This is a genomic window from Thermomonospora umbrina (assembly GCF_003386555.1).
In the GTDB taxonomy this organism is placed as follows: Bacteria; Actinomycetota; Actinomycetes; order Streptosporangiales; family Streptosporangiaceae; genus Thermomonospora; species Thermomonospora umbrina.
The window spans coordinates 4430274-4456381 of sequence record NZ_QTTT01000001.1 but is presented as its reverse complement, the minus strand read 5'-3'; the positions used below and the strand labels follow the sequence as shown (position 1 = coordinate 4456381).

Here is a 26108-nt window from a genome sequence, read left to right as displayed (position 1 = left end):
CCCGGATCCAGCACAGCCCACCCCGGAGACCCAGCCGACCCAAGGGGCGAAAGCACTCACCCCGGAACCCGAGCACCTCCCCGAATCCCCAGGGCTCACACCGGCCCCACAGCCCGTCCCCGAAGCGGAAGCACCCGAGCCCGTCCCGGGTCCAGAGCAGGCCCCCCAGGCTCAGCCCGCCTCTGGGGTGGGAGCCCTCGCTCCAGAGCCCGAGCGTCTCCCCGAGTCGGACGGACTCGCACCCGCCCCCCGGCCCCTCCCCCAAGCGGAAGCACCCGCCCCCGCACCAGAGCGCCACCGCGAACCACAAGCGCCCGAGTCTCCTCTCGCGCCGGAAACGCCTGTGCCACAGCTCGAGCGCCTCCGCGAGCCCGAAACGCCCACCCCACAACCCGAACGCACCCGCGCGCCAGAAACGCACGCCCCTCCCCTGGAGCGCCTCCACGGAACAGAAGGGCCCGCACCGGATCCCCAGCCCCTCTCCGAAGCGGAAGCACCCGCCTCCGAACCAGAGCCCCACCACGAACCACAAGCGCCCAACCCAGCGGCCCATCCCCCTCTCGCGTCGGAAACGCCTGCCCAACAGCGCGAGCCCCACCGTGAGACGGAAGCGCCCACCCCACAGCCTGAACGCATTCGCGAACAGGCAACGCCCGCCTCATACCCCCAGCGTTCGCGCGGACGGGAAGAGCCCGCGCCAGACCCCCGGCCTCACCCCGAGGCGGAAGCACCCGCTGGCGGGCCGGAGCCCCTTCACGAGCCACAAGCACCCGGCGCAGGGCCCCAGCCCGCTCACACGACCCAAACACCCACAGCGCCCCCCGGGACTCCCCGCGAACTGGAAACCCCGGCCCCACAGGCAGAAGGCGGCCGCGAACCGGGAACGCCCACCTCGTACCTCGAGCGGCCGCGCGAACCGGAAGAACACGCGCCGGACCCCCGGCCTCTCCCCGAAGCGGACACACCCGCTGGCGGGCCGGAGCCCCAACACGAACCACAAGCACCCGACACAGGGCCCCAGCCACCTCACACGGCCCAAACGCCCTCAGCGCCCCCCGGGCGTCCCCGCGAACTGGAAACCCCGGCCGCACAGGCAGAAGGCGCCCGCGAACCGGGAACGCCCGCCTCGTACCCCGAGCGGCCGCGCGAACCGGAAGAACACGCGCCGGAGCCCCGGCCTCTCCCCGAGGCGGACACACCCGCTGGCGGGCCGGAGACCCCACACGATCCGCAAGCATCCGACGCGGGGCCCCAACCTCCTCACACGGCCCAGACACCCACAGCGCCCCCCGAGTGGCTGCGCGGATCGGAAGGGCACGCGTCGGAGCCTCGGGCTCTCCCCGAGGCGGAGGCGCCCGCCCCTGAAGGGGAGGGCTTCCGTGGAGTGGACGTGCCGGGCTCAGGGGCTCAGCACGGTCTCGGGGCGGAGGGTTGGGGGTCGGAGGATGAGCCCGTTGGTGATGACGAGTGGCGGGCGCTGACGCGGCAGGCGCAGCCTGGCGGGTGGCCTGAGGCGTCTCCGCGTGTCGGTCGGGGCGACGAGCCGCAGGCGCCGGTCGGACAGGGTGAGGGGCAGGAGCCCGGGCCCGGTCGAGGGCGCGATGAGCCGGCGTCGTACGTCGGCTGGGAGGACCAGACCCAGGCGCCGCAGAGGCCCCGGGAGGCCCAGGCGCCGGCCGAGGTGCGGGAGGGGTCCGAGGCGGCGGCGGTCGGTCGGTCGGAGTTGGAGCCGCTGGAGCAGGTGTTCTGGGAGGCTCCGGCCGCGCCGCCGGTGACGAGGGTGTCGCGGTTGCCGGCGTTGCCGGCGGCGGATCCGGAGTTCCGGCCGTATCAGCCCCAGCACGCGGCGCCGGCGCAGATCCAGGCGCCGCTGTCGGAGGGGCCGCAGGCGGTCGTGCCCCCCGAGGAGGACGAGCGGCGCAGGCGGCGGTGGCCGCTGGTCGCGGTGCTCATGGTGGTGGTGCTGCTCGCGGCGGCCGGCGCCGTGCAGTTCTTCAGGCCGCTGCCCGAGCCGGCGATGCGGCTGACCCTGCCGGCGTCGCACACGTTCCGGGGGGACAAGCCCGTGCTGCCGCTCCCGCAAGGGGGGCAGGCGGTGGTCGGCGTCGAGGGCATCGGCACGATGGGCAGGGCGGGGGCGGAGACGCCGATCCCGACGGCCAGCGTGGCCAAGGTGATGACGGCGTACCTGTTCCTGAAGAACCATCCGCTGGCCCCCGGCGAGGACGGGCCGACGTTCACCATCTCGCCGCAGGAGGCGGCGCGGCTGAAGTTCCGCAAGCAGCGGGGCGAGTCCCACGTGGACGTCACGGCAGGTCAGCGGTTCACCGAGCGCAAGGCGCTCGAGGCGCTGATGGTGGTGTCCGCCAACAACCTGGCGCACGAACTGGCCCGGTGGGACGCCGGGAGCCTGGAGGCGTACGTCGCCAAGATGAACACCGCCGCCAGGGAGCTCGGCATGACCAACACGCGGTACACCGACCCCAGCGGCTACGACTCCGGGACCGTGAGCACCGCTGCCGACCAGGTGAAGCTGCTGCGGGCGGCGATGGCGATCCCCGCGTTCGCCGAGATCGTGGCGCTGCGCACGTACGTTCCGAACGACGGCGGGCCGGATCGGCCGGCGGGCAACGTGCTGCTCGGCCGGAACGGGATCGTCGGCGGCAAGACCGGCTACACCGACGCGGCGGGCGGCAACTTCGTGTTCGCCGCCAAGCGGCGGGTGGCCGGGATCGACACGTTGCTGATCGGCGCGGTGATGGGCCAGCAGGGCAGCAGCGCGGTGGCGGCCATGACGGTGGCCGAGCAACTGGCGGGGGCCGCGCAGGGCGCGCTGACCGGCGCCACGCTCGCGCGGGCCGGTCAGACCGCGGCGGAGATCGACGACGGGCTCGGCAAGGTGACCCCCGTCGCCGCCGGCGCGCCGATCACCGTGGTCGGCTGGCCGGGCCTGACGGTGCCGGTCGCCCTTGACGGGACCCCGCCGGACCAGGGCGCGCGGGGCGAGGAGGTCGGCGCGGTCGTCGTGGGCGACGGGTCGGGCGAGGTCCGGTTCCCCCTCCGGTTGCCGCGGGCGCTGAAGGAGCCGGATCTGGTGACCCGGCTGACCCGTCTCGGCTGACACCCGGAGGGGCCCGGCTAGCGGCGGTTGGCCGCCGCGGCCGGCGGCGGCAGCTCTCCCTGGCGGGAGCCCTCCAGGGAGATCACGTTGGCCGGCGTGCTCTGCTCGTCGGCCTGGAACAGCCACACGTGCAGCACCATCTCGAACTCCAGCCGGATGCCCGGATCGTACAGCTCGTCGCCGAAGAGCTCCTCCAACTGGTGCAGCCGGTAACGCACCGTCTGCGGGTGGACGTGCAACCGGGTCGCGACCTCGGTGGCGTTGAAGCCGCTCTGCAGGCAGGCCAGCAGGGTGCGGGCGAGCCGTTCCCGGTGGCGGGGGCGTACCTTCTCCAGCGGGGCGAGCCGGCGCTCGCCGACGATCCGGATCAGCTCCTCGTCCTTGAACATCACCAGCGTCGGCATGTGGTCGACGCAGCGCAGCGGCCGTTCGGCGGGCAACACGCCCCGGCGGACCAGCCCCAGCCCCTCCCGCGCCCAGCGCAGCGAACGGGCGGTGTCCTCCACGCGGACGGTGGGCCCGACGGCCGCCACCCAGTCGCGCAGGGCGTGGTCGAGCATCCGATGCCGTCCGGGCCCGTCGGGGTCGGGGACGACGAGGCAGGGCTCACGTCGGTTGAGGTCGGCGAGCACGTCGGGCGGCAGCGAAGGGTGACTGTAACGTTCCTGTCCGCGTTCATAGAGCGCCACCGCGGCCACCGTCTGGGGCATCCGCCACTGCGCGACCCGGGCCAGGTCGATGACGGCCTGGGACGCGGCGGACGGCTCGGCCAGCAGCAGTTCGAGCAGCCGTCTGCGTCGGTGCTCCAGCTCTCCGGCGACCTGCTCACGGGCCTTGTTGTAGCCCTGGGTGGCGGCGGCGGCGATCTCGTCCAGGAAGGCGAAGATGGCCTCGGCGAGCCGGCCCAGCGTACGCCGGGAGACGTTGAGCTTCTCGGCCTCGGCGGCGAGCCTGCGCCAGGCGACGCGGGCGCCGAGGCGCAGGGCGGTCTGCAGCGCGTCCAGGCTGCGGCCCTCCCGGGCCTCGGCCCAGCCGATCTCGCGGTACACGGCGGCGACCGGCTCCCAGGAGGCTCCGGAGTCGCCGATCAGTTCGACGAACTGGCTCAGTGCCCCCTCCACCGCGAGCCGCACCATCCGCACGTACTCCTCGTCCAGCGGGCGGGCGTACTCGGGGACGCCGCGCTGGATCTCCTCGATCATCTCATCGGCCAGTTCACCGAGGTACGGCCGGACCAGGTCCGCGATCTCGGGCGGGACACCAGTCCAAGGTTGGAGCGTTGCACGCTGTCCGGGGGTGGTCACCGGTCGTACCTCCGTGGTCGGCAGTCGCGGTCCCCGGGAAGTTACCTCTGATGTGATCCAGGACACTTGGCCGCCGGCGAGCCAATCCGCCGCGCGCATTATCAGCGCAATGACAAAGGACGGCCGCGAGAGCCCCACCGGAAACGGCCCTCGCGACCGCCACGGGGAAGATCCTGCCGGGTGCGGCCGGCCCGGGCTATGCGCTCGATGACTCGATCCCCGGGGTTTTCTGTCATCTGCCTTCAGTACGGCCGTTCAGGAGCGTCGCGGGCCCGGCCCCGCGAGGGCCGCGACGGCGCCGAGCCCCAGGTAGACGGCCCCGGTGGCGTACGCCTGACGCCGCCGGAACGCGGGCCGGGCGCGCAGGAAGGCGCCCAGCTTCCCGGCCGCGAAGGCGTAGACGATGTCGGAGGCCAGTCCGATCAGGGCGAGGATCACGCCCATGACGACGATCTGGGCCGGCACCGAGCCCGAGTCCGGATCGACGAACTGCGGCAGGAAGGCCAGGAAGAAGAGGATCACCTTCGGATTGAGCAGATTGACCAAAAGCCCGTCCAGGAAGATCCGCAGCGGGGGCCGCGGGGCGAGCTCCGGCGCGTCGTGCTCGTTCCGGCTCCGGAAGGCGCGGACCGCGAGATAGATCAGGTACGCCGCGCCCGCGTAGCGCAGCACCGAGAACGCGGTCGCGGAGGCCGCCACGAGGGCCGAGAGCCCCGCCGCGGCGGCCGCCACGTGCACCAGCGTCCCGGCCTCCACGCCCAGCGCGGAGGCGAGGCCGGCCCGCCGCCCCTCCCCGATGCTGCGGGTGATGATGTAGAGGTGGTTCGGGCCGGGGATCGCCACCAGCGTGACGGCGGCCACGAGGAAGAGCAGCGGGTTCGTCATACCTCGTGACGGTATCGACCGTTCCATTCCGGCGACAGGACCATTGCCGCCCCCGTGATCAGGGCCAAAGGCGGCTAGTGGCCCCCGCGGGCGAACATCTCCTGCGCCTTGGTCTTGAGCCCCTTGCGGGCCACCCCCCAGGAGTCCGGATCGCCCTTCATGATGGCCTCGGTGACGTCCTTGATCTGCGCGAACTCCGCGTGCGGCGGGATCGGCGGGATGTCGGGGTCCACCCGGACGTCCAGCACGGCGGGTCGTCCCGCGGTCAGCGCCCGATCCCAGGCGGGGCCGATCGCCTCCGCCTTGTCGACCTCGATGCCCTCCAGGCCGAGCGAGCGGGCGAACGCGGCGTAGGCGACGTCCGGCAGGTTCTGCGACTCCTCGAACTTGGGCGCGCCGCCCATCGCCCGAAGCTCCCAGGTCACCTGGTTGAGGTCGTTGTTGTGCAGGACGGCCACGATGAGCCGGGGATCGGACCAGCGCCGGTGGTACCGCTGGATGGTGATCAGCTCGGCCAGCCCGTTCATCTGCATCGCCCCGTCACCGACCAGCGCGATGGCGGGCCGGTCGGGGTGCGCGAACTTGGCGCCGATCGCGTACGGGACGCCCGGGCCCATGGTCGCCAGCGTGCCCGACAGCGAGCCGCGCATGTCGCCGTGGAACCTCAGGTCCCGGGCGTACCAGTTGGCGGCCGAGCCGGAGTCGGCGGTGACGATGGCGTTGTCCGGCAGCCGCGAGGACAGCTCCCAGAACAGCCGCATCGGGTTGACCGGGTCCGCGTCGACGTGCGCCTGCCGTTCGACGGTGTCCCACCAGCGGGACACGTTGCCCTCGATGGTGCGCCGCCAGGAGTCGTCCCGCTTGGGCCGCAGCAGCGGGATCAGCGCCCCCAGGGTCTCGGCGGCGTCGCCGACCAGGTTGACCTCGGTCGGGTACCGCATCCCGATCATCTTGCCGTCCACGTCGATCTGCACCGCGCGGGCCGACCCGAACTCGGGCAGGAACTGGCTGTAGGGGAAGTTGGAGCCGACGATCAGCAGCGTGTCGCAGTCGCGCATCATCTCGTACGACGGCCGCGAGCCCAGCAGCCCGATGGAGCCGGTCACGTACGGCAGGTCGTCGGGCAGCACGTCCTTGCCGAGCAGCGCCTTGGCGACACCGGCGCCGGTCAGGTCGGCGACCTCCATGACCTCCCGGCGGGCGCCCCGCGCGCCCTGGCCGATCAGCATGGCCACCTTGGACCCGGCGTTGATCACGTCGGCGGCGCGCTCGATCTCGGCCGTCGGGGCGTAGGCGACGGGCCGGACGTAGCCGGGCGCGGACGAGGGCACCTGCTTGAACCCGTGCCCGGGCGGCTCGTAGGTCTCCTCCTGGAGGTCGGACGGGATGATCACGCAGGTCGGGGCCCGTTCGGCCAGCGCGATCCGCATGGCCCGGTCGATCAGGTTGGGGAACTGCGACGGGACGGTGGCCATCTGCACGTACTCGCTGGCCACGTCCTTGAACAGCGACAGCAGGTCCACCTCCTGCTGGTAGTGGCCGCCCATCGCGGAACGGGCGGTCTGCCCCACGATCGCGACCACGGGCACATGGTCGAGCTTGGCGTCGTACAGGCCGTTCAGCAGGTGGATCGCGCCGGGGCCGCTGGTGGCCATGCAGACGCCGGGACGACCGCCGAACTTGGCGTAGCCGACCGCCTCGAACGCCGCCATCTCCTCGTGCCGCGCCTGGATGAACCGGGGCCGGTCGTCGGCCCGGCCGAACGCGGCGACGAGGCCGTTGATGCCGTCGCCGGGGTAGCCGAAGACGTGCTCGACACCCCACTCCCTCAGGCGTTCCAGCACGTGATCTGCCACGGTCGGCGCCATGGCGGTCTCCTCCCCCTGGGAAACGTGGTCGTTTCGCGGCCTTCCCCCGGGACCGGATCGAAACGTGGGGATACTCCTCGGGGAGTACCGGCGATGACATCCGGCGGCCGACGCAGGACGTCGGAGTCGCCGGCTACCGTGCAGGGGTGAACAGCACCGCAGCAGCCCGGCCCTTCTCCCGGCCGGGCCGACGCCCACGGGACTGGCCGGTCTGGGTCGTGCCGCTGGTCCTCGGACCGTTCGTGACCGCCGGCACGCTCGGAGCCCAGCGGAACGCCGACTCGGAGCCGCACCCGTACGAGACCAATGAGCTGGATCCGTTCGGCGTGGGCCTGATCCTGGCCGGGGTGCTGGCGCTGCTGTTCCGGCGGCGCGCCCCGGTGCCGGCGGCGGCGGTGGTCGGCGCGGTGACGTTGCTGTACTTCCTGCGCGCCTACGCGTACGGCCCGTTCCCCCTGCTGCCGACGGTGGCGCTGATCGCCTTGGTGGGGGCGGGGCACCGGGTGTCGGCCTGGGCGGGAACGTACCTCGGTCTGGCCGGCTTCACGGCGGTGAGCTGGTGGATCGGGGTCGGGCCCGCCCTGCGGGGGCAGGGCGAGGCGCTCTTCCCGGTCGAACGGCCGACGCTGGTCGGCTCGACGATCACCCTCCTGTGGACGGTCGCGGTCCTGGCGGTCGCCGAACTGGTCCGCATCCAGTCCGAACGGGCGGCGGAGGCGGCGGGCAAGCGGCGCGAGCAGGAGCGGCGGCGGGCCAGCGAGGAACGCCTCCAGATCGCCCGGGAGCTGCACGACGTGCTCGCCCACAACATCTCGATGATCAACGTGCAGGCCGGGGTCGCGCTGCACCTCATGGACGAGCAGCCGGAGCCGGCCGGGTCGGCGGCGGCCCGCACGGCGCTGGCGGCGATCAAGGAGGCCAGCAAGGAGGCGCTCACCGAGATGCGCTCGGTCATCGGGGTGCTGCGCAACCAGGGCGAGAGCGCCCCCCGCTCCCCCACCGCCGGGCTGGACCGGCTGGACGACCTGCTCGGCCGTGCCCGCACCGCCGGTCTGAAGGTGCACGCCGAGATCGACCTCCCCGAGGGCGCGTCGCTGCCGGCGGGGCCCGACCTGGCCGCCTTCCGCATCGTTCAGGAGTCCCTCACCAACATCACCCGCCATGCCGGGCCGGGTCCCGTCAACGCGTGGGTGCGGATCGCCTACGGTGAGCGGGAGATCTCGATCAGGGTGGACGACGACGGCCGCGGGGCGCCGCTGCTGCACGAGGACTCCGGAGGCAGCGGGCTGCACGGCATGCGGGAACGGGTCGCCGCGCTGGGCGGCGTGTTCTCCGCCGGGCCCAGGCCCGGCGGGGGCTTCCGGGTCGCCGCGACACTGCCCTTGGACGGGCCGGAACGGGCGGAGGACGAGGCACGATGACGGATGCGCCGATCAAGGTGATGCTGGCCGACGACCAGGTGCTGGTCCGGGCCGGGTTCCGGGCGCTGCTGGACGCCCAGCCCGACATCGAGGTGGTCGGCGAGGCCGGCGACGGCCAGGAGGCGGTGGAGCAGGCCCGGCGGCTGCGGCCGGACGTCCTGCTGATGGACATCCGGATGCCGCGTCTGGACGGGCTCGCCGCGACGCGGCAGATCGCCGCCGACGAGCGGCTGGCCGGGGTCCGGATCGTCATCCTGACCACGTTCGAGCTGGACGAGTACGTGTTCGAGGCCCTGCGCGGCGGGGCGGGCGGCTTCCTGGTGAAGGACACCGAGCCGGTGGAGCTGATCCACGCGGTGCGGGCGGTGGCCGCCGGGGACGCCCTGCTGTCCCCCAGCGTCACCCGGCGGCTGATCGCCGAGTTCGCCACCCGGGCCAAGACCCCGACCCCGTCGGTGCGGCTCAACGCGCTCACCGACCGGGAACGGGAGGTGATGGCGCTGGTCGGCGAGGGCCTGACCAACGAGGAGATCGCCGCACGACTGGTGGTCAGCCCCGCCACCGCCAAGACCCACGTCAGCCGCACCATGGTCAAGCTGGGGGCCCGCGACCGGGCCCAACTGGTGGTGTTCGCCTACGAGTCGGGGCTGGTCAGGCCCGGCTGGCTGTGAGGGCTAGGGCTTCATCTGCATGCGCAGGATGATCGCGCCGGCCAGCACCGCCACGACGACGAGGATCACCGCGACCGTGACGATGGCGATGGTCTTGGTCCGCTCGCGCTCGTACCGGTCCTGCGGCGAGCCCGGCCGCCCCGCCGTCTGCGGAGGCTGCTGCTGCCAGGTCGCGGGCGTGTAGGGGCGCGGCGGAGGCGGCGTCCAGTCGGTCTGCACGACGGTCCGGGCCTCGGAGTCGGCGCCGCCGCGACCGCCGGTGGGCCGGTGCGCCGAGCCGGTGTCCTCACGGGTGACCGTCTCGACCTCGGTGGAGTCGAGAACGGTGTCGCTCACCTCCACCGGCGGCGGAGGCGGGGCGTACCGGGCCGGGGAACGCCGCGGCCGCTCGAACGGCTCGTCCAGCTTGGTCTCGTCGAGCGCGGTGGGGAACTCCCGCACCGGCGGGGCGGGCCGCGCCTCCGGGGCGCGGGCGGCCTCGACGAGCTTGGGCAGCGCCTGGTCGGCCGTCATCCGGTGGCGCGGCTCGCGGGCCAGCAGCCCCATGAGCACGTCGCGCAGCGGACCGGCGTTGCGGGGCGGCGGCACCGGCTCGCTGAGCGCGGCGGCCAGCGAGGCCATCGCGTCCGAGCGCTCGTACGGGGAGCGGCCCTCGACCGCCGCGTACAGCGTGGCGCCCAGCGCCCACAGGTCGGAGGCGGGCACCGCGCGCTCGCCCTGGGCCCGCTCCGGCGGGATGTAGGCCGGCGAGCCCATCACCAGGCCGGTCTGGGTGAGCGTGGCGTCGCCCTCGACCTGCGCGATGCCGAAGTCGGTGAGCACCGCGCGGAACCCCCGGTCCGCGTCGATGTCGGTGATCAGCACGTTGCTGGGCTTGACGTCGCGGTGCAGGATGCCCTTGCCGTGGGCGTGGCGCAGCGCCTCCAGGGTCTGCCGGCCGATCTCGGCGGCCCGGCGCGGCGGCACCCGACCCTGGTCGATCAGGTCCTGCAGGGAACGGGCCCGGACGAACTCCATCACCAGCCAGGGCCGGCCGCTCTCGTTGATCACGTCGTGGACGGTGACCACGCTGGGGTGGTTGAGCCGGGCCGAGGCGCGCGCCTCGCGGAACGTCCGCTCGTAGAGCACATCGCGGTCGGCGGGGCTGAGCCCCGGGGGCAGCAGCACCTCCTTGACGGCCACCTCCCGGTCGAGCATGGTGTCGTACGCCTGCCAGACCGTGCCCATGCCGCCCCGACCGACGACCGTGTCGAGACGGTACCGGTTGCCGAGCAGATGGCCCTGCCGACCCTGCGCCATGACTGAATGGTCCCCCGTCTGGGACGCCTGAGTCCCTCCCGCGGTGCCGGCCGCTAGGGCCGGAACGTGTCGAGGATATTGTTCACCTTTTCCCGGCTATCGTCCCACCGCTCCTGCGGGATGGCCACGAACACCGCGAAAGGCCGCCCGTTCACCACGGCGCCCCGGTCGATGCCGTGCATGGGCACGCCGTCGCGGCTGCGCCAGGTGAACTCGAGATCCGCGGAACGATAACCGACCCCGCCCGTCGGGCGCAGCCCGACCCGTCGGTAACCCGTCAGCGCGTTCCGCGCGACGACCTCGCCCTCCCACTCCCGCCAGTGCTCCATCGGGTCGCCCGACCAGATCGTCTGGTCGACCTGGACGTACGCCTCGGAGGCGGGGTCGTTCCAGAAGACGCTGTTGCCCTGGACGGACATCCGCCAGCCGACCGGCACGCCGATCTCGAAGCCCGGCCGACCGACCAGCATGATGCCCGGGATCGGCCGTACCGCGTCGTCGGTCGCGGCGGGGCCCGTCGTCGGCCGCGTGTCGGGCGACGAGGGCGATGAGGGCGACGCCGACCTCGTGGTGCCGCCGCCGGCCTGCGGGCCACCGCCACCGCCACCCCCACCACCGGAGTCGGGCCGGATCGCCAGCGCGACGGCGACCAGGGTCGCGATGACGGCCACGACGCCGAGCACGGCCAGAACCCCCGTCCGGCTCGCGGACCCGCCCGAGGGGGGCGGAGGCGGCGACGTCAGGAGCGTTCCGGCCTCGGGTGCCGGGAGCATCGCGGTGTCGTGCGGCACCGGCACGCCCCCGGCGGCCACCTGGGCCAACCCCTGCTCGGCCTGCGGTGCGGTCATCCGATGCACCGGGTCGCGCAGCAGGAGCCCGCCGATCACCGGGGTCAGCGGGCCGGCGTTGCGGGGCGGCGGCGGGTCCTCGGTCATCACCGCCGCGAGGACCGCCATGATCTCGGACCGCTCGTGCGGCGGACGGCCCTCGCAGGCGGCGTACAGGGTGGCGCCCAGCGACCACAGGTCCGACGCGGGGGTGGCGGGCTCGCCCTTGGCGCGTTCCGGCGGCATGTAGGCGGGCGAGCCGATGAGCAGACCGGTCTGGGTGAGCATGGCGTCGCCCATCATGCGGGCGATGCCGAAGTCGGTCAGCACCGCGCGCCACTCCTCGGTGACGAGCACGTTGGCGGGCTTGACGTCGCGGTGCAGGATGCCCACGGCGTGGGCCGCGCGCAGCGCCGACGCCATCTGCCGCCCGATGTCGGCGACCCGCCGCGGCGGCAGCGGCCCGCCGTCGTCCAGGATCTGCTGCAGCGACCTGGCCCGGACCAGTTCCATGACGATCCACGGGCGGTCGTCCTCGTCGACCACGTCGTGCACGGTGACGATGCCGGGATGGGTGAGGCGGGCGGTGGCGCGGGCCTCGCGGAGCGTCCGCTCGCGCGCCTTCGCGCGTTCGGCGTCGCTCAACTCGTGCCGGAGCACGACCTCCTTGACCGCCACGTCGCGGTCGAGCATCTCGTCGCGCGCCCGCCAGACGGCGCCCATGCCGCCCCGCCCGAGCATCGACTCCAGCAGGTAACGGCCACCGATCCGCCTTCCCTCGTACGCCTCCTGCGCAGCCCCGGGCCGCGTACCCGCCATGATGTCGATCCTTGTCGTCGCGCCGGCTCAGTCGGCCGGCTCGAAGTGGGCGAAGACCGGCTCCAGACGCCTGCGGGTCTCGTCCCACTCGCTGTGCGGGGCCACCAGGAAGATCGCGTAGCCCCGGCCGTTGGCCACGAAGCCGCGGTTGAGGCCGTGCATCCGGCCGGAGCTCCAGGTGAACTCCCAGTCGGCCGACCTGCTGCCGTCGCCGGTGTCGGGCACGGGCGGCTGGTCGCCGGTCGGCTCCAGCCGGATCCGCTCGTAGCCGCGGAACCGGTCGGCCCTCTCGAGATTCTCCCAGTCCCTCAGGGCGCTCGGGCCCGGGTCGTCGGTCTGGTCGACCTGGACATAGGTGTCGCGGTCCGGCGCGTAGAAGAACACGCCGCCCGGATTCTTGCGGGTGGGGGCGGGCCAGTCGTCGGGGATCGCGATGGTGAACCCGGTCTCGTCCTTGTGCTCGCGGAAGCCCTCGGGGACGCCGTCGTCGGACGGGGTCGTCGACGGCGAGGCGCTGCTCGGCGAGGACTCGGCCGTGCTCCTCGCGGGCCCGGGCTGGGGGGCGCCGGTGCGGCCCTTCGGCTCGTCGTCGCGGGAGTTCGCCACCGCCATGGCGCTGACCAGCAGGAGCAGGAGCACCACGACGACGCCGACCGCGATCTGGAGCTGACGGCGGCGGGCCGGACGGGTGCCGACGGTGGACGAGGACGACGCCGCGGCGGGCAGGGTGCCCTCGCCGGGCGGCCGGGCGCCGAACTCCACCGCCCGGTCGACGGGCGCGGGCTCCGCCCCCGCGGAGGAGGGCCCGGTCGGCTCGGCCACCTGGGGGGCCACCGTGGTGGGTGTCGCGTCGGAGGGCTCGCCCGCGTCGTACCGGGTCGCGAGCGGGTCGCCGTCGTAGCGGGTCTCCAACGGGTCGCCCGCGTCGTACCGCGTCTCCAACGGATCGCCGAGGTCACCCGCGTCGGTCGCCCCGTCGAGGTCGTCGTCGTCGACGGCCGGGACGGGCTGGGCGCGCTGGGCGGCCAGGGACGGGCCGGACGGCTCCTCCGGCTCGTGCGGCGGGGGCGTCGGCGGCGGGGTCATCACCCGCGTGTGCTGGGTGTCGGCGGACTCCTCGCGGACGATCTCGTCGAGCAGCATCCCGGCCTCGGGAGCGCTCATCCGCTCGGCCGGGTCCTTGTGCAGCAGACCGTCGATCACGGCGGCCAGCGGCCCGGCCGTCGGCAACGGCTCCGGGTCCTCGGAGATGATCGCCACCAGGGAGGCCATGGGCTCGGGCCGCTCGAACGGCGAGCGGCCGTTCAGCATGGCGTACAGGGTGACACCCAGCGACCACAGGTCCGAGCCCGGCCCGGCGGTCTTGCCGCGGGCCCGTTCGGGGGCGATGTAGGCGGGCGAGCCCATCACCAGGCCGGTCTGGGTGAGTGTGGCGTCGCCGGTCGCGACGGCGATGCCGAAGTCGGTCAGGACGGCGCGGTCCCCGGCGGCCACCAGCACGTTGCTGGGCTTGACGTCACGGTGCAGGACCCCGGCCTCGTGGGCGGCGTGCAGGGCGGCGAGCATCTGGCGGCCGATGTCGGCGGCGCGGCGGATCGGCAGCGGGCCCTCCCGCTTGATCACCTGGTCGAGGGACGACGCCCGGATCAGCTCCATGATGATCCAGGGACGCCCGTCCTCCTCGACGACGTCGTATACGGTGACCACGCCCGGATGACCGAGCCGCGCGGCCGTGCGGGCCTCGCGGAACGTGCGCTTGTACTGGACGGCGCGCTCCTCCGCGGTCAGACCGTGCGGCAGTATGACCTCTTTCACCGCCACGTCACGACCGAGGACCTCATCGTGAGCCTGCCAGACCGTCCCCATGCCGCCGTGGCCGACCGGGGCCGACAGGCGGTAACGCCGGGCGAGCAGTTTCTCCCCGGCGGTCTCGTTCGGCATATGCGCGACCATATCGACAATTGCTGACAACCTCGGAGAGGGCACGCGCAGCGCGGCCCCCATACCCCTAGGACGCGGCCGGCACGCCGAAGGTTCGCCGGCCGGACCACCGAGCTTGAGAAGTGTGAGCGAGTGAGACCCGGTACAACTGAGAAGACACCGCGACGCCACGACGGGGGCCCGATGACGGCTGACACCAAGGGCCCGGCCAGGAGCGCCGAGGCGCCGCCGCGCCCCGGCCCGACGCGCCCGGGCATGGACGCCCAATGGCGGCGGGTCACGGCCTCGGCCCCCGACGTCTTCTTCTGGTACACCCGGCTGTCCGGCGTGCTGTCGATCCTGGCGTTCGTCTCCTCCGACCTGATCCGGGACCTGGGCGGGATCTGGGCGCTGCGCTGGATCTACTACCTGGGCTTCACCGCCAGTCTTCCGTACGGCGTCCTCCTCATCCTGCTGTCGATGGGGGTGCGGCGGCGCAAGAAGGCCGCCTGGCGGATCCTGATGCTGCTGTTCGGGGCGTACTTCGGCTTCGCCCTGCTGGTGGCCGGCAAGCTCGCGGTCGACCCCGGGCACACGGTCGCGCGCGGCGAGATCGTCACCGTCGCGGCGTACGCGATCGTGCTGACGCTGCTGGCGTGCGCCCGGCGGGAGTTCAACACGCTGCCCGACCGCGCCAACCGGCGGCTGGCGCTGCAGGTGTTCTCCGGCGTGCTGGCGGTCAGCGGGCTGCTCGGCACCGGGCTGGTCACGCTCACCAACCGCGACCCCGAGGGCTCGTTCGTGACGGACGCCCTGTACGCGGCGCTCCAGACGGTCATCGGTCCCGGGGTGACCGGCGGCCCCATCGACGTGGACGTGCCCACCCGGGTCAACCTGCTGCTCGGGGTGCTCGGCACCGGCCTGCTGATCATCACCTTCTGGGCGCTGTTCCGACCCGGCCGCCAGGACGCCGTGCTCAGCTCCGGCGAGGAGTTGAACGCCCGGAGACTGCTGGCCGAGTACGGCGACCAGGACTCGCTCGGCTACTTTGCGCTGCGCCGCGACAAGGACGTGATCGTCGCCCCCAACGGCAAGGCCGCCATCTCCTACCGGGTGGAGGGCTCGGTCTCGCTGGCCAGCGGCGACCCGCTGGGCGACCCCGAGTCGTGGGACCAGGCGATCGAGCTGTGGCTGGCCGAGTGCCGCTCGCACGCCTGGATCCCGGGCGTGGTCAGCGCCGGCGAACGGGCCGCACACGTCTATCGGCGGCACGGGTTCGACGCCCTGGAGCTGGGCGACGAGGCCATCGTGGAGCTCAGCGACTTCTGCCTCGACGGCCGCGAGATGCGCCAGGTCAGGCAGGCGGTGCGCCGGGTCGAGCGGGCGGGCTACACCACCCGGATCCGGCGGCACGCGCAGATCCCGCCGGAGGAGATGGCGAGCCTGATCGCCAGCGCCGACCGGTGGCGGGACGGCGCCACCGAGCGCGGATTCTCGATGGCGCTGGGCCGGCTGGGCGACCCGACCGACGGCCGCTGCGTGATGGTCGAGGCGTTCGACGCGCGGGGCGAGCTGCGCGGGCTGCTGAGCTTCGTGCCGTGGGGGCGGACGGGACTGTCGCTGGACCTGATGCGCCGCGACCGGGCCGCCGAGAACGGTCTCAACGAGTACATGGTCGCCAAGGTCGCCGAGCAGGCGGCGCTGATCGGCGCGCAGCGGATGTCGTTGAACTTCGCCATGCTCCGGTCGGCGTTCGAGCGGGGCTCCCAGCTCGGCGCGGGTCCGGTGGCGCGGCTGTGGCACCGGCTGCTGTCGGTGGCCTCCAAGTTCTGGCAGTTGGAGTCCCTGTACCTGGCCAACGCCAAGTACAACCCGAGCTGGGCACCCCGGTTCATCTGCTACCAGCAGTCCCGCGACCTGGTGCGGCTCGGGGTGGCGTTCGCGCGGGCGGAGGGCTTCCTGCCGACGTTGGCCCGGCCCCGGCTCGACCGGGCCGCCCGGCTGCGGCCGTCCGCCACGCTGGTCGCCGGGATCCGGCGGATCGAGGAGGAGGCGGAGGCCGCCCGCGCCCCGCAGCGCCGGCTGTCGGAGCAGGAGCGGGTGCGGCACGCCAAGCTGGACCAGATCCGCGGCGCGGGCATCGACCCGTACCCGCTGGGCTTCCACCGCACCGACCACGCCGCCGACATCCGCGCCCGGCACGCCGACCTGCCGCCCGACACGCGGACCGGCGACCGGGTGTCGGTGGCCGGACGCGTGGTCCTCGCGCGCGAGCACGGGCGGCTGGTGTTCGTGACGCTGCGGGACGAGTCCGGCGACATCCAGGTCATGCTGGCCGCCGACACGCTGTGTTCGGCCGACTCCGCCGATGCGCACACGCCGGGTTCGCTGGCGGCCTGGAAGCGGCTGATCGACCTCGGCGACCAGGTGGGCATCTGCGGCGAGGTCGTCACGTCCAAGCGCGGCGAGCTGTCGGTGCTGGCCTCCTCGTGGACGCTGACCGCCAAGTGCCTGCACCCGTTGCCCAACAAGCGCACCGGCCTGTCGGACCCGGAGGCGCGGATCCGTCAGCGGTACGTGGACCTCATCGTCAACGACGAGAGCCGCCGGATGCTGCGGATGCGCGGCGACGCGGTGGCGGCGGTGCGCGACGGGCTCCGCGACCGGGGCTACCTCGAGGTCGAGACGCCGATGCTCCAGCCGATCCACGGCGGCGCCACGGCCCGTCCGTTCACCACCCGGATCAACGCGTACAACATGCAGCTCTACCTGCGGATCGCGCCGGAGCTGTACCTCAAGCGGCTGCTGGTCGGCGGGGTCGGCAAGGTCTTCGAGATCAACCGCAACTTCCGCAACGAGGGCGTCTCCCCGAAGCACAACCCCGAGTTCACGATGCTGGAGGCGTACGAGCCGTACGGCGACTACGACACCATGGCCACCCTCACGCGGGAGTTGGTGCTGGCCGCCGCGAAGGCGGCGCTGGACACCACCGTCGTGGAGCGCGGGGGCCGCGAGTACGACCTGGCCGAGCCGTGGCGGGAGATCACCGTGTACGGGTCGGTGTCGGAGGCCCTCGGCGAGGAGATCACCCCGGACACCCCGGCCGCCGACGTCCGCAGGCAGGCCGCCGCGATCGGGCTGGAGTTCGACGCCGAGTGGGGCCAGGGCAAGCTCGTGCAGGAGCTGTTCGAGGCGCTGGTCGAGGAGAGGCTGCAGGCCCCCACGTTCGTGCGCGACTACCCGGCCGCGACGTCGCCGCTGACCCGGCCGCACCGCGCCGATCCCCGGCTGGCCGAGAAGTGGGACCTGATCGTGTTCGGGCTGGAGCTGGGCACCGCCTACAGCGAGCTGATCGACCCGATCCTGCAGCGGCGGCGGCTCACCGAGCAGTCGCTGCTGGCGGCGGGCGGCGACCCGGAGGCCATGGAGCTCGACGAGGACTTCCTGCGGGCCCTGGAGTACGCCATGCCGCCGGCCGGGGGCATGGGCATGGGCATCGACCGGCTGCTGATCACCCTGACCGGCCGCAGCATCCGCGAGACGATCCCCTTCCCGCTCGCCCGTCCCCGCTAGCCGTCACAGGCCGCGGGGGCCGGGCCGGTACCCGTGCGCGGCGAGCCAGGCGCGGGCCCGGCCCCGCCGGCGCTCCTCGCGGAAGAGCAGCCAGCGCGTGTCGTCCGGGGTGTCCCGGATCGCCTCCAGGAACCGGCGGTACGGCCAGCGCCCGGCGAGGGCCGCCGCCAGCGCGGGGCGGAGGGCCTCGTCGGCCACGGCGGCGGCGAAGTCGGCCATGTCGCGCTCGGCGTTGGCCCGGTCGGGCCAGAACGGCAGCCAGCGGGCCGCGTCGTACCGTTCGTCGGACTCGTCGAAGGCGGGTTCGACCTCGCCGGTGTCCTCGCCGTTCAGCTCTCCGACGGACAGGACGTCGCCGTGGCGGAGGTCGACGACGTAGACCTCGCCCTCCATCTCGCCCTCGGGCTCGGCGTCCAGCTCGGACCCCAGCTCCCCGAGGTCGACCGGGACCGCGTGCCCCTCGGGCGGCGGGCGCAGCCCCAGGGCGGCGGCGAGGTCGTCGGCCAACTCGGCGTCGCCCGGAAGGGCGCGGGCCGTCAGCGCCTCCAGGCACTGTCGGGCGAGCGGCCCGGCCTCGGGGACGCCCGCGCCCAGCGCGGCGACGAGGACGTCGCCGGCGTACTGCAGCACGGGGCCCGGCGGGTACTCGGCCAGGAGTCGCACGCCCTCGGCCCCGTCCCGCCGATGCACGGCGGCGCGCAACCGTTCGAGCGATGCGCCGTCCCAGGTGTTCACGGTCTCTTTGTACAGAACTCTGCCGTGATCATTCGACGGGCCGCCTGTCCTCGACGTGCACGATCCGGAGTTCGGTGCCGTCGTCGTTGCGCTTGGCACGCCCGTGCAGGCCCACGGCGAGGTCCTCCGGGTCGGCGTCCAGCTCGTCGGGGGCGACGTAGGTCAGCACGTCGGGGTGGTCCCCGTAGATCACCCAGCCGGGGGCGTCGTCGAGGTCCACGATGCCGAAGTCGGCCGAGGGGGTCCCGGCCCGCACGGGGCCGTGGTCGCGCAGGATCCCGGTCGCCTCGCCCTCGAGGTCGTCGCCCGGCTCGGTGAGGACGACCACCGTGCCGTGGGCGAAGAGCACCCAGGACTTGTCGTCGCCGAGGATGATCCGGCGCCAGGTCTCCACCAGTTCCGCTGTGTCCATGGACACCGATCATTCCGTGAACGGGCCGGTGGTCCGAACCGGGCCCGATCAGTGGTCGTCGGCGCTCAGGACGCAGAACTCGTTGCCCTCGGGGTCGGCCAGCACCACCCAGGACTCCTCCCCCTGCCCGATGTCGGCGCGGCGGGCGCCCAGCGCCAGGATGCGCTCGACCTCGGCGGCCTGGTCGTCGGGGCTCAGGTCCATGTGCAGCCGGTTCTTGACGGTCTTGGGCTCGGGCACCCTCAGGAAGAGGATCTTGGGGAAGGTGCTCGTGTCCAGTCCCAGCGCGACGCTCTCGTCGTCCTCGTCCAGGATCTTGAACTCCAGCACCCGGGCCCAGAACTCCGCCAGCCGGCGGGGGTCGGCACAGTCGACGACGAGCCAGTTCCAGGAGCTAGCCATGGGCGCCCTCAGTGATGGGCGCGGGCGTCGGTACGGGCGTCGGTACGGGCAAGGTACCTCTCCTCGTTCGGCAACATGATCCACAGCACCAGGTAGACCACGAACTGCGGACCGGGCAGTAGACAGGAGAGCAGCGCCAGCGCACGCACCGTCCACGGCTTCACGCCGAAACGGCGCGCCAGTCCGGCGCACACTCCCGCGATCATCCTGCCCTGACGGGGCCGATACAGACCGGTCATTTTCGGTATCTCCCTCCGGGCCCTTCCGGGCCGCCGGTTCCAGCGTCGATGTCTTCACGCTAGGAACCGGACGACCCCGTCCGAATCACCTGGAGGGTTGGTCCCCGGCCCATACCCGAGGATTAAGGGACAACCCCTAGGGGACGCCGTTGTGCCGGGCGACGAGGTCGGGAAGCTCGGCGAGGCCGTCGAGCACGAAGCGGCAGCGGCGCAGCGCCTCGTCGTCGCGCTGGATGTGGCCCCACGGCCCGCGCCGCAGGAACGCCGCCTGCATCCCGAACGCCAGCGCCGGACGGACGTCGTTGTCGATGCGGTCCCCCACGTAGAGCACGCGGTCCGGGGCGACCCCGCATGCCTCGACGCAGCGGGCGAAGAACTCCGGCGAGGGCTTCTCGACGCCCCACACCGCCGAGATGCCGACCACGTCCGCGTCGAGGCCGAGCGCGGCGAACTGGGCGGTGGCCTCCACCGGCTGGTTGCCCGCCACGCCCACGTACAGGCCCTGCGCCCGGAGCCCCTCCAGGCACACCCGGGCGTCGACGTACAGGTCCTCCTCGGTGAAGCCGTTCGGGACCCCCGCCTCGGCCCTCCGCTTCTCCTCCATCGCCAGGTCGAACCCGGGGCGGAAGTAGTCGAACAGCTCCATGTAGGTGCCGCCGCCGGCCAGCACCGCGCCCAGCTTGGTGAGGAACGTGTGGCGGGGCACGCCGAGCCAGTCGGCCCAGCGCCCATAGATCTCGCCCTCGTTGACGAGGGTCTCGCCGATGTCGAAGAAGACCGCCTCGATCGCCGTCAAGGGAGCCGCACCGACTCTCCGGGGAGGAGACGTCGGTACTCCTTGTCGGCCTTCTTGGCGGCGTTGCCCACGTGGTTCTCCATCACCATGAGGCCGACGTCGTTGAGGAGGCCGTCGTGGATGACGTACGCGCGCTCGGGGGCCACCTCCTTGACGTAGGCGTACATCTCGGAGACCTTCATCCACGGCGCGTTGCCCGGCAGGCACAGCGTCGGCACGGGCGCGGCGGGCACGGTCAGCGCGTCACCGGGGTGGAAGACCTCCCCGTCCACCAGGTAGCCGGTGTTGGGGATGGGCGGCAGGTCGGGGTCGAGGATCTCGTGGTCCTCGCCGTACACGTGCACCTCGAACCCGGCGACGGTGAGCGCGTCGCCGTGGCCGGTCCTCTTCACCCGGCCTCCGAGGTCGGCGAGCCTGCCCGCGACGACGCCGGAGGCGTAGATCTCCAGGTCCGGGTTGGCGACCATGGCCTGCCGGAGCCGGTCCTCGTCGAAGTGGTCGAAGTGCTCGTGGGTGATCAGCACGGCGTCCGCGCCCTCGAGGGCGTGTCGCTCGGCGGTCAGGGCCCCGGGGTCGATGACGAGCGTGCGGTCGCCCTTGCTCAGCCGCACGCAGGCGTGCCCCAGCTTGGTCAACTCCATGACCCCATGTTTTCATGCGCCCTTCCCTCCCGATTCCCGACCAATGAGACACTCGGAGCATGAGCGACTGGGTGGGTCGGACGGCGACGGAGATCGCGGCGGCGGTGCGGGCCGGCGAGGTCACCGCGCGCGAGGTCGTGGAACGTCATCTGGACCGGATCTCGGCCCTCGACGGCGAGTTGGGCGCGTTCGTGCGGGTGCGGACGAAGCGGGCGCTCGCCGAGGCCGAGCGACTGGACGGGCGGGCGGACCGCGCGGACCTGCCGCTGGCCGGGGTGCCGGTGGCGATCAAGGACAACGTGCCGGTGGCCGGGGAGCCGATGCGGGTCGGCTCGGCCGCCACGCCCGACACCCCGCAGCCCGCCGACCATCCCGTGGTGGCGCGGCTGCGGGCGGCCGGCGCGATCGTGGTCGGCCTCACCAACCTGCCGGAGCTGGCCATCTACCCGTTCACCGACAACGCGTTCGGCGTCGCCCGCAACCCGTGGGACACCCGCCGCACTCCGGGTGGGTCGTCCGGCGGCGCGGGGGCGGCCGTGGCGGCGGGCCTGGTCCCGATCGCGCACGGCAACGACGGCGCGGGCTCCATCCGCATCCCGTCCGCCAACTGCGGCCTGTTCGGCTTCAAGCCCGGGCCCGGCGTCGTCCCGGCCGAGATCGGCGCCGACAGTTGGGGCGGCCTCTCGGAGAACGGGCCGATGACCACCACCGTCGCCGACGCGGCGCTCGCCCTGTCGGTGATGGCGGACGACCCGGCCCTGGCCTCGCCCGCGCCCCCGTCGGGGGTGCTCCGGGTCGCCCTGTCCGTCAAGCCTCCCGCGCCCGGGATCACGATCCAGCGGGAGCTGCGGGCCGCCGTGCTGCACGCGGGCACGGCCCTGGTGGGCGTGGGCCACGACGTGCGGCGCGACGACCCGCACTACCCGCTGTGGGCGGGCACGGGCGTCGTCGGCCGATGGCTGGCCTACCCGGCCGCCGACGCCGAGCCGTACCTGTCCCATCCGGATCTGGAGAGCCGTACGCGCAAGCACGCCCGCGCGGGCCGCGCCGTGCGCAGGATGCGCCCGCCGCTGGACACCGACCGTGAGCGGCTCCGCACGGCCGTCGGGCCGCTGTTCGAACGCCGGGACGTGCTCGTGATGCCGACGTTGGCCCGTCAGGCGCCGCCCGCCCGTTCCGGCGGTGAGCGCTCCTGGCTGCGCAGCGTCGCGTCGTCCTTGACGTACGCGCCCCTCACCGGCATCTGGAACCTGGCGGGCTTCCCCGCCGCCTCGGTCCCGATGGGGCTCAGCTCCGCCGGGCTGCCCATCGGCGTGCAACTCGTGGCGGCCCCGGGCAACGAGGCGCTGCTCCTGGGCCTGGCCGCCCAGTTGGAGGCCGCCCGCCCCTGGACGAGGTACGCCCCCGGCTACACATCCTGATCCTCACCGGGGCGCCGCGCCCGTTCCGAGCGCACGGCACCCCGGTGGGGCGGGTCGGTCAGGCCATCGCCTCGGGGCCCTCGGCGATGGTGAACGCGACGTCGCCCTGCGGGTCGACCTCGGCGTCGAGGGTCTTGTCCTCCAGCATCGTCGCGGCGGTGGGTTCGAGGTACACGCGGGCGCCCTCCGCCTCGACGACCTCGTCCCCCTGCTCGGGACGGGCGGCGACGGACAGGGTGAGCGCCTGCGAGCCGTTGACTCCCGACGTGATGCGGATCCCCGTCTCCGGTGGCAGTTCGGGGTTGGCGGTCACGGTGCGGATCACCTGGACGGCGCCGCTGGTCAGGGTGAGCACGGTCTGCTCCTCACGTTCGGATTCCGGACCCGCCCACCCTGCCCTGCGGCCCTTCCGATAAACCCCTCGCTCAGCCCGCCGAGGGGGCCAGCGCCCGTACGGCGTCGGCGGGTGCGAGCCCTCCGGTCGGGACCACCGCGACGATGGGCGTGGTCAGGCCGGCGTCCACGTACTCGCGGATGCGGTCCCGGCAGGCGGCCGGGGAGCCGTGCACGATCAGGTCGTCGACCACCTCGTCGGGGATGACCTCCAGGGCGCCCTTGCGGTCGCCCGCCGCCCACGCGTCGTTCATCGGCTTGAGCGCGTCGCCCCGGCCGAGCCACTCGTGGAACGCCCGGTAGACGGGGACGGTCATGTACGCGGCGATCATCCACCGGCCGATGGCGCGGGCCTCCTCGGCGTCGTCGGTGGGGCAGACGAACAGCCGGGCCAGCAGCTCGGGCTCCTCGCCCAGCTCGCCCCGGACGGTGCGGACGTCGTGCGGGGCCAGCCAGTTGGTGATCGCCCCGTCGGCCTCGCGGGAGGCCAGCCGGAGCATCCCCGGGCGCAGCGCGGCCAGCACGATCGGCGGCGCCTGGTCGGGGGCCTTCTCCAAGCGGAATCCCTTGACGCCGAGGGCCTCGTCGGTCACCTTCTCCCCCGCCAGGGCCTTGCGCAGGAACCGCAGAGTGTCCCTGACCCTCTGGTACGGCTCGGTGAAGGGGATGCCGTTCCAGCGCTGCACGATCGTGTCGGAGCTGGTGCCGATGCCGAGCACGAAGCGGCCGGGGGCCAGCTCCGCCAGGGTCGCGGCCTGCTGGGCGAGCAGGGCCGGGCCCCGGGTGTACACCGGCACGATGGCCGGGCCGAGGCGCAACTCGGGGCCCCATTGCGCGGCGAGGGCGAGCGGGGTGAAGGCGTCGGGCCCGTTGGTCTCCGACGACCAGGCGTCGGTGTAGCCCAGGTCGGTGAGCCCTTCGACGATCTCCCGGTGGTCGGCGAGCGGGACCCCGGTCATCGGGATGGTCAGTCCCCAGCGTGCGGTCATGGTCGCGGTTCCTTTCAGGCGATGGCCGGGCGGACGATGGAGCCGCCGTCCACGACGAGGGTCTGGCCGGTCATCCAGGAGGCGGTGTCACCGGCCAGGAAGACGGCGGCGTGGGCGATGTCCTCGGGCTCGCCGAGCCGGCCCAGCGGGAGGGCCTTGCTGATGGCCTCCTCGTTGGGCTCCCACAGCGCCCGGGCGAGCTGGGTCTTGACCAGTCCGGGGGCGATGGCGTTGACCCGCACGACAGGGGCCAGCTCCACGGCGAACTGCCTGGTCAGATGGATGACGGCGGCCTTGGTCGCGTTGTAGTACCCGATCCCGTGCTCGGTGACCATGCCGCCGACGCTGGCGATGTTGACGATCGCCCCGCCCCGCTCGGCCATCGACCGCTTCCAGGCCAGGGAGGTCCACTGGACGATGGCGAATTGGTTGACCTGCACGGTCTTCTCGGCGCGGGCGAGGTCCAGGTCGACCATCGGGCCGAAGTAGGGGTTGGTGCCGGCGTTGTTGACCAGCACGTCGATCCCGCCGAACTCCTCGACGGCCGCCTCCACGCAGGCCGCGGCCTGGTCGGCGTCGCCGACGTGCGCGGCCTTGGCCAGCACGCCCGCGTCGGGGTGGGCCGCGCGCAGCTCGGCGGCGACCTCGTCCAGCGACTCCTGCCTGCGGGAGGACAGCACCACGTTGGCGCCCTCCGCGGCCAGCGCGGTGGCGATGGCCCTGCCGATCCCTCGCGAGGCGCCGGTGATCAGCGCCGTCTTGCCCTGCAGTCCGGTCCGCATGCGCACTCCTCGATCCTCGGGACTCGGGCCCGAATGGCATTCAGGGTAGTCGTGACCGACCAGTCGGTATGTGCCGGGCCGACCCGGGATCTCTTCGCGACCGTCGTACGTTGATCCGTCCGGTACGTCCCGCGGGGCCGAACATGAGACGATCGCCCTTCGGGGTTGGGGCATTCCATACGGTGACCAGGCGGACATGGAAGAACGCATGACGGACACGACGGCGCTCGGGCGCGCCGGCAAGCTGCCCTCCGGACGGCATCAGTACACCCGCGACTACGTGGTGGGCCACCAGATCTCGCGCATCCTGACCGCCGTCATCGAGGTGGCGGGAACGGAGGGCTTCGGGCAGCTCACGGTGGAGGCGATCATCGGCCGGGCGGAGGTCTCGCGCAGCACGTTCTACGAGCACTTCCGCAACAAGGACGACGCCTTCATGCAGGCGCACGACATGATGGCGAACCGGGTCATCGACCAGGTCGTGCTGGCCTACGAGCGGGAGACCGACGCCCTGGAACGGCTGCGCGCCGGCCTGTCGGCGTTCCTCGCGTTCCTGGCGAACGAGCCGCTGGCGGCCCGGGCGTTCATCGTGGAGAGCATGGCCGCCGGCCCCGAGGTCGCCGACCGGCACGACGAGGGCAAGCGGGCGTTCATCCAGATGGTCGAGGACAACCTCCGCGAGCTGTTCCCGCGCTACCCCGACCCGGGGCTGACCGCGGAGACGCTGGTCGGCGGCATCCACGACGTCGTCCACACCCGCATCCGGCGCGGCGAGACCGCCGACCTGCCGGGGCTGCTCGACGGCCTGCTCAACGTGTTCGCCATCCCCGACGCGGAGGAGTGGGGGCCGCCCGGAGCGGCCGGCTGACCGGGGGCGGGCCCTCGGCTCAGGCGTTGGGCAGTGCCTGGATCTCCTCGATCACGTCGGGCATGAGCGCGGACATCCCCCGCATCCACCGCACCAGGAAGTCGAGCTGCTCATCGGTGAGGCCCTCGATGTGGGCCCCGGAGGCGCGCGCGATCGGCTCGAAGTAGGCCGAGAAGCGCGCCACCGTCTCCGGGACGGGCTCCACGATGACGCGGCGACGGTCCTCCGGGTCACGGGTCCGCTTCACGTACCCGGCCCGCTCCAGCCGGTCGATGACCGTGGTGATCGCCCCGCCGGTGGTCAGGCCCATCTCCCGGGCGAGCCGGCCGGGGGTCTTGGGCCCGTCCAGGACGAGCATGTTGACGCACTGGGCGTCGGTCACGTTGATGCCCGCCTTGCTCGCCGTGGTGTGGTGCAGCAGCACGGTCCACATGGTGCTGCGCTGCATGGACAGCCGCAGTTCCTCGATCAGCTCGGCGCGATCCGGCACGTCCACAACCTTCTTCCGGTGACAGCTCCCAACGGTGGCTTCGTACCTGAACCCTAGTGCGCCGACGGACGAGAAGGGTCTTGGCCGCCCACACCTTCCGGGCCTAGGGTTGTGACCGCCTCCGCGGCTGCTGAAACCACGCGAGCGTCACCGCGCGCCGTCGTCCACCGACGGGACGCGCTCTTCTCCGTGCCTCAGCGGCCATAAGGAAGGCCCCCAGGCAAGATCCCCA

At 73.0% G+C, this 26108-nt stretch carries 22 protein-coding genes; 6 read left to right on the top strand and 16 right to left on the bottom strand.

What is annotated here, in order from left to right:
- Positions 1–1681 precede the first annotated feature (1681 nt).
- Entirely contained in the window at positions 1682–3121 is a 1440-nt protein-coding gene (locus DFJ69_RS19800) for a D-alanyl-D-alanine carboxypeptidase family protein (protein ID WP_245974469.1), read from the top strand.
- A 17-nt stretch (positions 3122–3138) separates the two neighbouring features.
- On the opposite strand, the gene DFJ69_RS19795 is transcribed toward DFJ69_RS19800, so the two are convergent.
- The 3 genes from DFJ69_RS19795 to DFJ69_RS19785 form a co-directional block, all read right to left on the bottom strand.
- Positions 3139–4425 carry a helix-turn-helix domain-containing protein gene (locus tag DFJ69_RS19795; RefSeq protein ID WP_245974468.1) on the bottom strand — a complete coding sequence of 429 codons (1287 nt, stop codon included), beginning with the start codon at positions 4423–4425 and terminating at the stop codon, positions 3139–3141.
- A gap of 255 nt (positions 4426–4680) precedes the next feature.
- Entirely contained in the window at positions 4681–5310 is a 630-nt protein-coding gene (locus tag DFJ69_RS19790) for a LysE family translocator (protein WP_116023977.1), read from the bottom strand.
- 74 nt (positions 5311–5384) lie between these two features.
- Positions 5385–7178, bottom strand: a complete 1794-nt coding sequence (locus tag DFJ69_RS19785; protein ID WP_116023976.1) for a thiamine pyrophosphate-requiring protein — start codon at positions 7176–7178, stop codon at positions 5385–5387.
- A 146-nt stretch (positions 7179–7324) separates the two neighbouring features.
- Between DFJ69_RS19785 and DFJ69_RS19780 the strand changes: the two genes are divergently transcribed.
- A complete protein-coding gene (locus DFJ69_RS19780; protein WP_116023975.1) occupies positions 7325–8599 on the top strand; it encodes a sensor histidine kinase in 1275 nt (424 codons plus the stop codon).
- Positions 8596–9270, top strand: coding sequence for a response regulator (locus DFJ69_RS19775; protein ID WP_116023974.1), 675 nt, complete (start codon positions 8596–8598; stop codon positions 9268–9270). Before DFJ69_RS19780 ends, DFJ69_RS19775 begins: the two co-directional genes overlap by 4 nt.
- Before the next feature lie 3 nt (positions 9271–9273).
- Here DFJ69_RS19775 and DFJ69_RS19770 read toward each other — a convergent pair whose 3' ends face one another.
- The 3 genes from DFJ69_RS19770 to DFJ69_RS35665 are packed head-to-tail and all read right to left on the bottom strand — an operon-like array spanning position 9274 to position 14156.
- A complete protein-coding gene (locus DFJ69_RS19770; protein WP_116023973.1) occupies positions 9274–10569 on the bottom strand; it encodes a serine/threonine-protein kinase in 1296 nt (431 codons plus the stop codon).
- 53 nt (positions 10570–10622) lie between these two features.
- A complete protein-coding gene (locus tag DFJ69_RS19765; protein ID WP_116023972.1) occupies positions 10623–12215 on the bottom strand; it encodes a serine/threonine-protein kinase in 1593 nt (530 codons plus the stop codon).
- A gap of 27 nt (positions 12216–12242) precedes the next feature.
- The gene (locus DFJ69_RS35665; protein ID WP_245974467.1) at positions 12243–14156 is read right to left on the bottom strand and encodes a serine/threonine-protein kinase; all 1914 of its coding nucleotides are present in this window, start codon (positions 14154–14156) and stop codon (positions 12243–12245) included.
- 183 nt (positions 14157–14339) lie between these two features.
- Between DFJ69_RS35665 and lysX the strand changes: the two genes are divergently transcribed.
- Positions 14340–17708, top strand: a complete 3369-nt coding sequence (gene lysX, locus DFJ69_RS19750; RefSeq protein ID WP_116023971.1) for a bifunctional lysylphosphatidylglycerol synthetase/lysine--tRNA ligase LysX — start codon at positions 14340–14342, stop codon at positions 17706–17708.
- A gap of 3 nt (positions 17709–17711) precedes the next feature.
- Here the strand turns inward: lysX and DFJ69_RS19745 are convergent, their stop codons facing one another.
- The 6 genes from DFJ69_RS19745 to DFJ69_RS19720 all read right to left on the bottom strand — a co-directional run bounded on the left by DFJ69_RS19745 (position 17712) and on the right by DFJ69_RS19720 (position 20933).
- Positions 17712–18443, bottom strand: coding sequence for a UPF0158 family protein (locus tag DFJ69_RS19745; RefSeq protein ID WP_116023970.1), 732 nt, complete (start codon positions 18441–18443; stop codon positions 17712–17714).
- Between the two features lie 28 nt (positions 18444–18471).
- Complete coding sequence (locus DFJ69_RS19740) at positions 18472–18855, bottom strand: hypothetical protein (RefSeq protein ID WP_116023969.1); 384 nt, start codon at positions 18853–18855, stop codon at positions 18472–18474.
- 48 nt (positions 18856–18903) lie between these two features.
- Positions 18904–19257, bottom strand: a complete 354-nt coding sequence (locus DFJ69_RS19735; RefSeq protein WP_116023968.1) for a VOC family protein — start codon at positions 19255–19257, stop codon at positions 18904–18906.
- An 8-nt stretch (positions 19258–19265) separates the two neighbouring features.
- Positions 19266–19496 carry a PspC domain-containing protein gene (locus DFJ69_RS19730; protein WP_116023967.1) on the bottom strand — a complete coding sequence of 77 codons (231 nt, stop codon included), beginning with the start codon at positions 19494–19496 and terminating at the stop codon, positions 19266–19268.
- Between the two features lie 136 nt (positions 19497–19632).
- Positions 19633–20292 (bottom strand): HAD family hydrolase, encoded by a 660-nt coding sequence (locus DFJ69_RS19725; RefSeq protein ID WP_116023966.1) that lies wholly within the window; start codon positions 20290–20292, stop codon positions 19633–19635.
- Positions 20289–20933: an MBL fold metallo-hydrolase gene (locus tag DFJ69_RS19720; RefSeq protein ID WP_116023965.1), complete on the bottom strand. Its 645-nt coding sequence runs from the start codon at positions 20931–20933 to the stop codon at positions 20289–20291. The genes DFJ69_RS19725 and DFJ69_RS19720 overlap by 4 nt, the downstream gene beginning before the upstream one ends.
- 59 nt (positions 20934–20992) lie before the next feature.
- On the opposite strand from DFJ69_RS19720, the gene DFJ69_RS19715 reads away from it, so the two are divergent.
- Positions 20993–22354, top strand: coding sequence for an amidase (locus tag DFJ69_RS19715; protein ID WP_116023964.1), 1362 nt, complete (start codon positions 20993–20995; stop codon positions 22352–22354).
- 58 nt (positions 22355–22412) lie between these two features.
- Here the strand turns inward: DFJ69_RS19715 and DFJ69_RS19710 are convergent, their stop codons facing one another.
- The 3 genes from DFJ69_RS19710 to DFJ69_RS19700 form a co-directional block, all read right to left on the bottom strand.
- A complete protein-coding gene (locus tag DFJ69_RS19710; RefSeq protein WP_116023963.1) occupies positions 22413–22709 on the bottom strand; it encodes a Fe-S cluster assembly protein HesB in 297 nt (98 codons plus the stop codon).
- Positions 22710–22779: 70 nt separating this feature from the next.
- On the bottom strand, positions 22780–23736 hold the full coding sequence (locus DFJ69_RS19705; RefSeq protein ID WP_116023962.1) for an LLM class F420-dependent oxidoreductase: 957 nt from the start codon (positions 23734–23736) through the stop codon (positions 22780–22782).
- Positions 23737–23750: 14 nt separating this feature from the next.
- Positions 23751–24518 carry an SDR family oxidoreductase gene (locus tag DFJ69_RS19700; protein WP_116023961.1) on the bottom strand — a complete coding sequence of 256 codons (768 nt, stop codon included), beginning with the start codon at positions 24516–24518 and terminating at the stop codon, positions 23751–23753.
- A 208-nt stretch (positions 24519–24726) separates the two neighbouring features.
- On the opposite strand from DFJ69_RS19700, the gene DFJ69_RS19695 reads away from it, so the two are divergent.
- Entirely contained in the window at positions 24727–25386 is a 660-nt protein-coding gene (locus tag DFJ69_RS19695; protein ID WP_245974466.1) for a TetR/AcrR family transcriptional regulator, read from the top strand.
- 19 nt (positions 25387–25405) lie between these two features.
- On the opposite strand, the gene DFJ69_RS19690 is transcribed toward DFJ69_RS19695, so the two are convergent.
- Entirely contained in the window at positions 25406–25876 is a 471-nt protein-coding gene (locus DFJ69_RS19690; protein ID WP_147312371.1) for a MarR family winged helix-turn-helix transcriptional regulator, read from the bottom strand.
- Positions 25877–26108 lie beyond the last annotated feature (232 nt).

Coding starts and splice junctions, on each gene's coding strand:
- DFJ69_RS19790 (WP_116023977.1), bottom strand. CDS start 5,310: ATGACGAACCCGCTGCTCTTCCTCGTGGCCGCCGTCACGCTGGTGGCG.
- DFJ69_RS19785 (WP_116023976.1), bottom strand. CDS start 7,178: ATGGCGCCGACCGTGGCAGATCACGTGCTGGAACGCCTGAGGGAGTGG.
- DFJ69_RS19775 (WP_116023974.1), top strand. CDS start 8,596: ATGACGGATGCGCCGATCAAGGTGATGCTGGCCGACGACCAGGTGCTG.
- DFJ69_RS19770 (WP_116023973.1), bottom strand. CDS start 10,569: ATGGCGCAGGGTCGGCAGGGCCATCTGCTCGGCAACCGGTACCGTCTC.
- DFJ69_RS19765 (WP_116023972.1), bottom strand. CDS start 12,215: ATGGCGGGTACGCGGCCCGGGGCTGCGCAGGAGGCGTACGAGGGAAGG.
- DFJ69_RS35665 (WP_245974467.1), bottom strand. CDS start 14,156: ATGCCGAACGAGACCGCCGGGGAGAAACTGCTCGCCCGGCGTTACCGC.
- lysX (WP_116023971.1), top strand. CDS start 14,340: ATGACGGCTGACACCAAGGGCCCGGCCAGGAGCGCCGAGGCGCCGCCG.
- DFJ69_RS19740 (WP_116023969.1), bottom strand. CDS start 18,855: ATGGACACAGCGGAACTGGTGGAGACCTGGCGCCGGATCATCCTCGGC.
- DFJ69_RS19735 (WP_116023968.1), bottom strand. CDS start 19,257: ATGGCTAGCTCCTGGAACTGGCTCGTCGTCGACTGTGCCGACCCCCGC.
- DFJ69_RS19730 (WP_116023967.1), bottom strand. CDS start 19,496: ATGACCGGTCTGTATCGGCCCCGTCAGGGCAGGATGATCGCGGGAGTG.
- DFJ69_RS19720 (WP_116023965.1), bottom strand. CDS start 20,933: ATGGAGTTGACCAAGCTGGGGCACGCCTGCGTGCGGCTGAGCAAGGGC.
- DFJ69_RS19715 (WP_116023964.1), top strand. CDS start 20,993: ATGAGCGACTGGGTGGGTCGGACGGCGACGGAGATCGCGGCGGCGGTG.
- DFJ69_RS19705 (WP_116023962.1), bottom strand. CDS start 23,736: ATGACCGCACGCTGGGGACTGACCATCCCGATGACCGGGGTCCCGCTC.
- DFJ69_RS19700 (WP_116023961.1), bottom strand. CDS start 24,518: ATGCGGACCGGACTGCAGGGCAAGACGGCGCTGATCACCGGCGCCTCG.
- DFJ69_RS19695 (WP_245974466.1), top strand. CDS start 24,727: ATGACGGACACGACGGCGCTCGGGCGCGCCGGCAAGCTGCCCTCCGGA.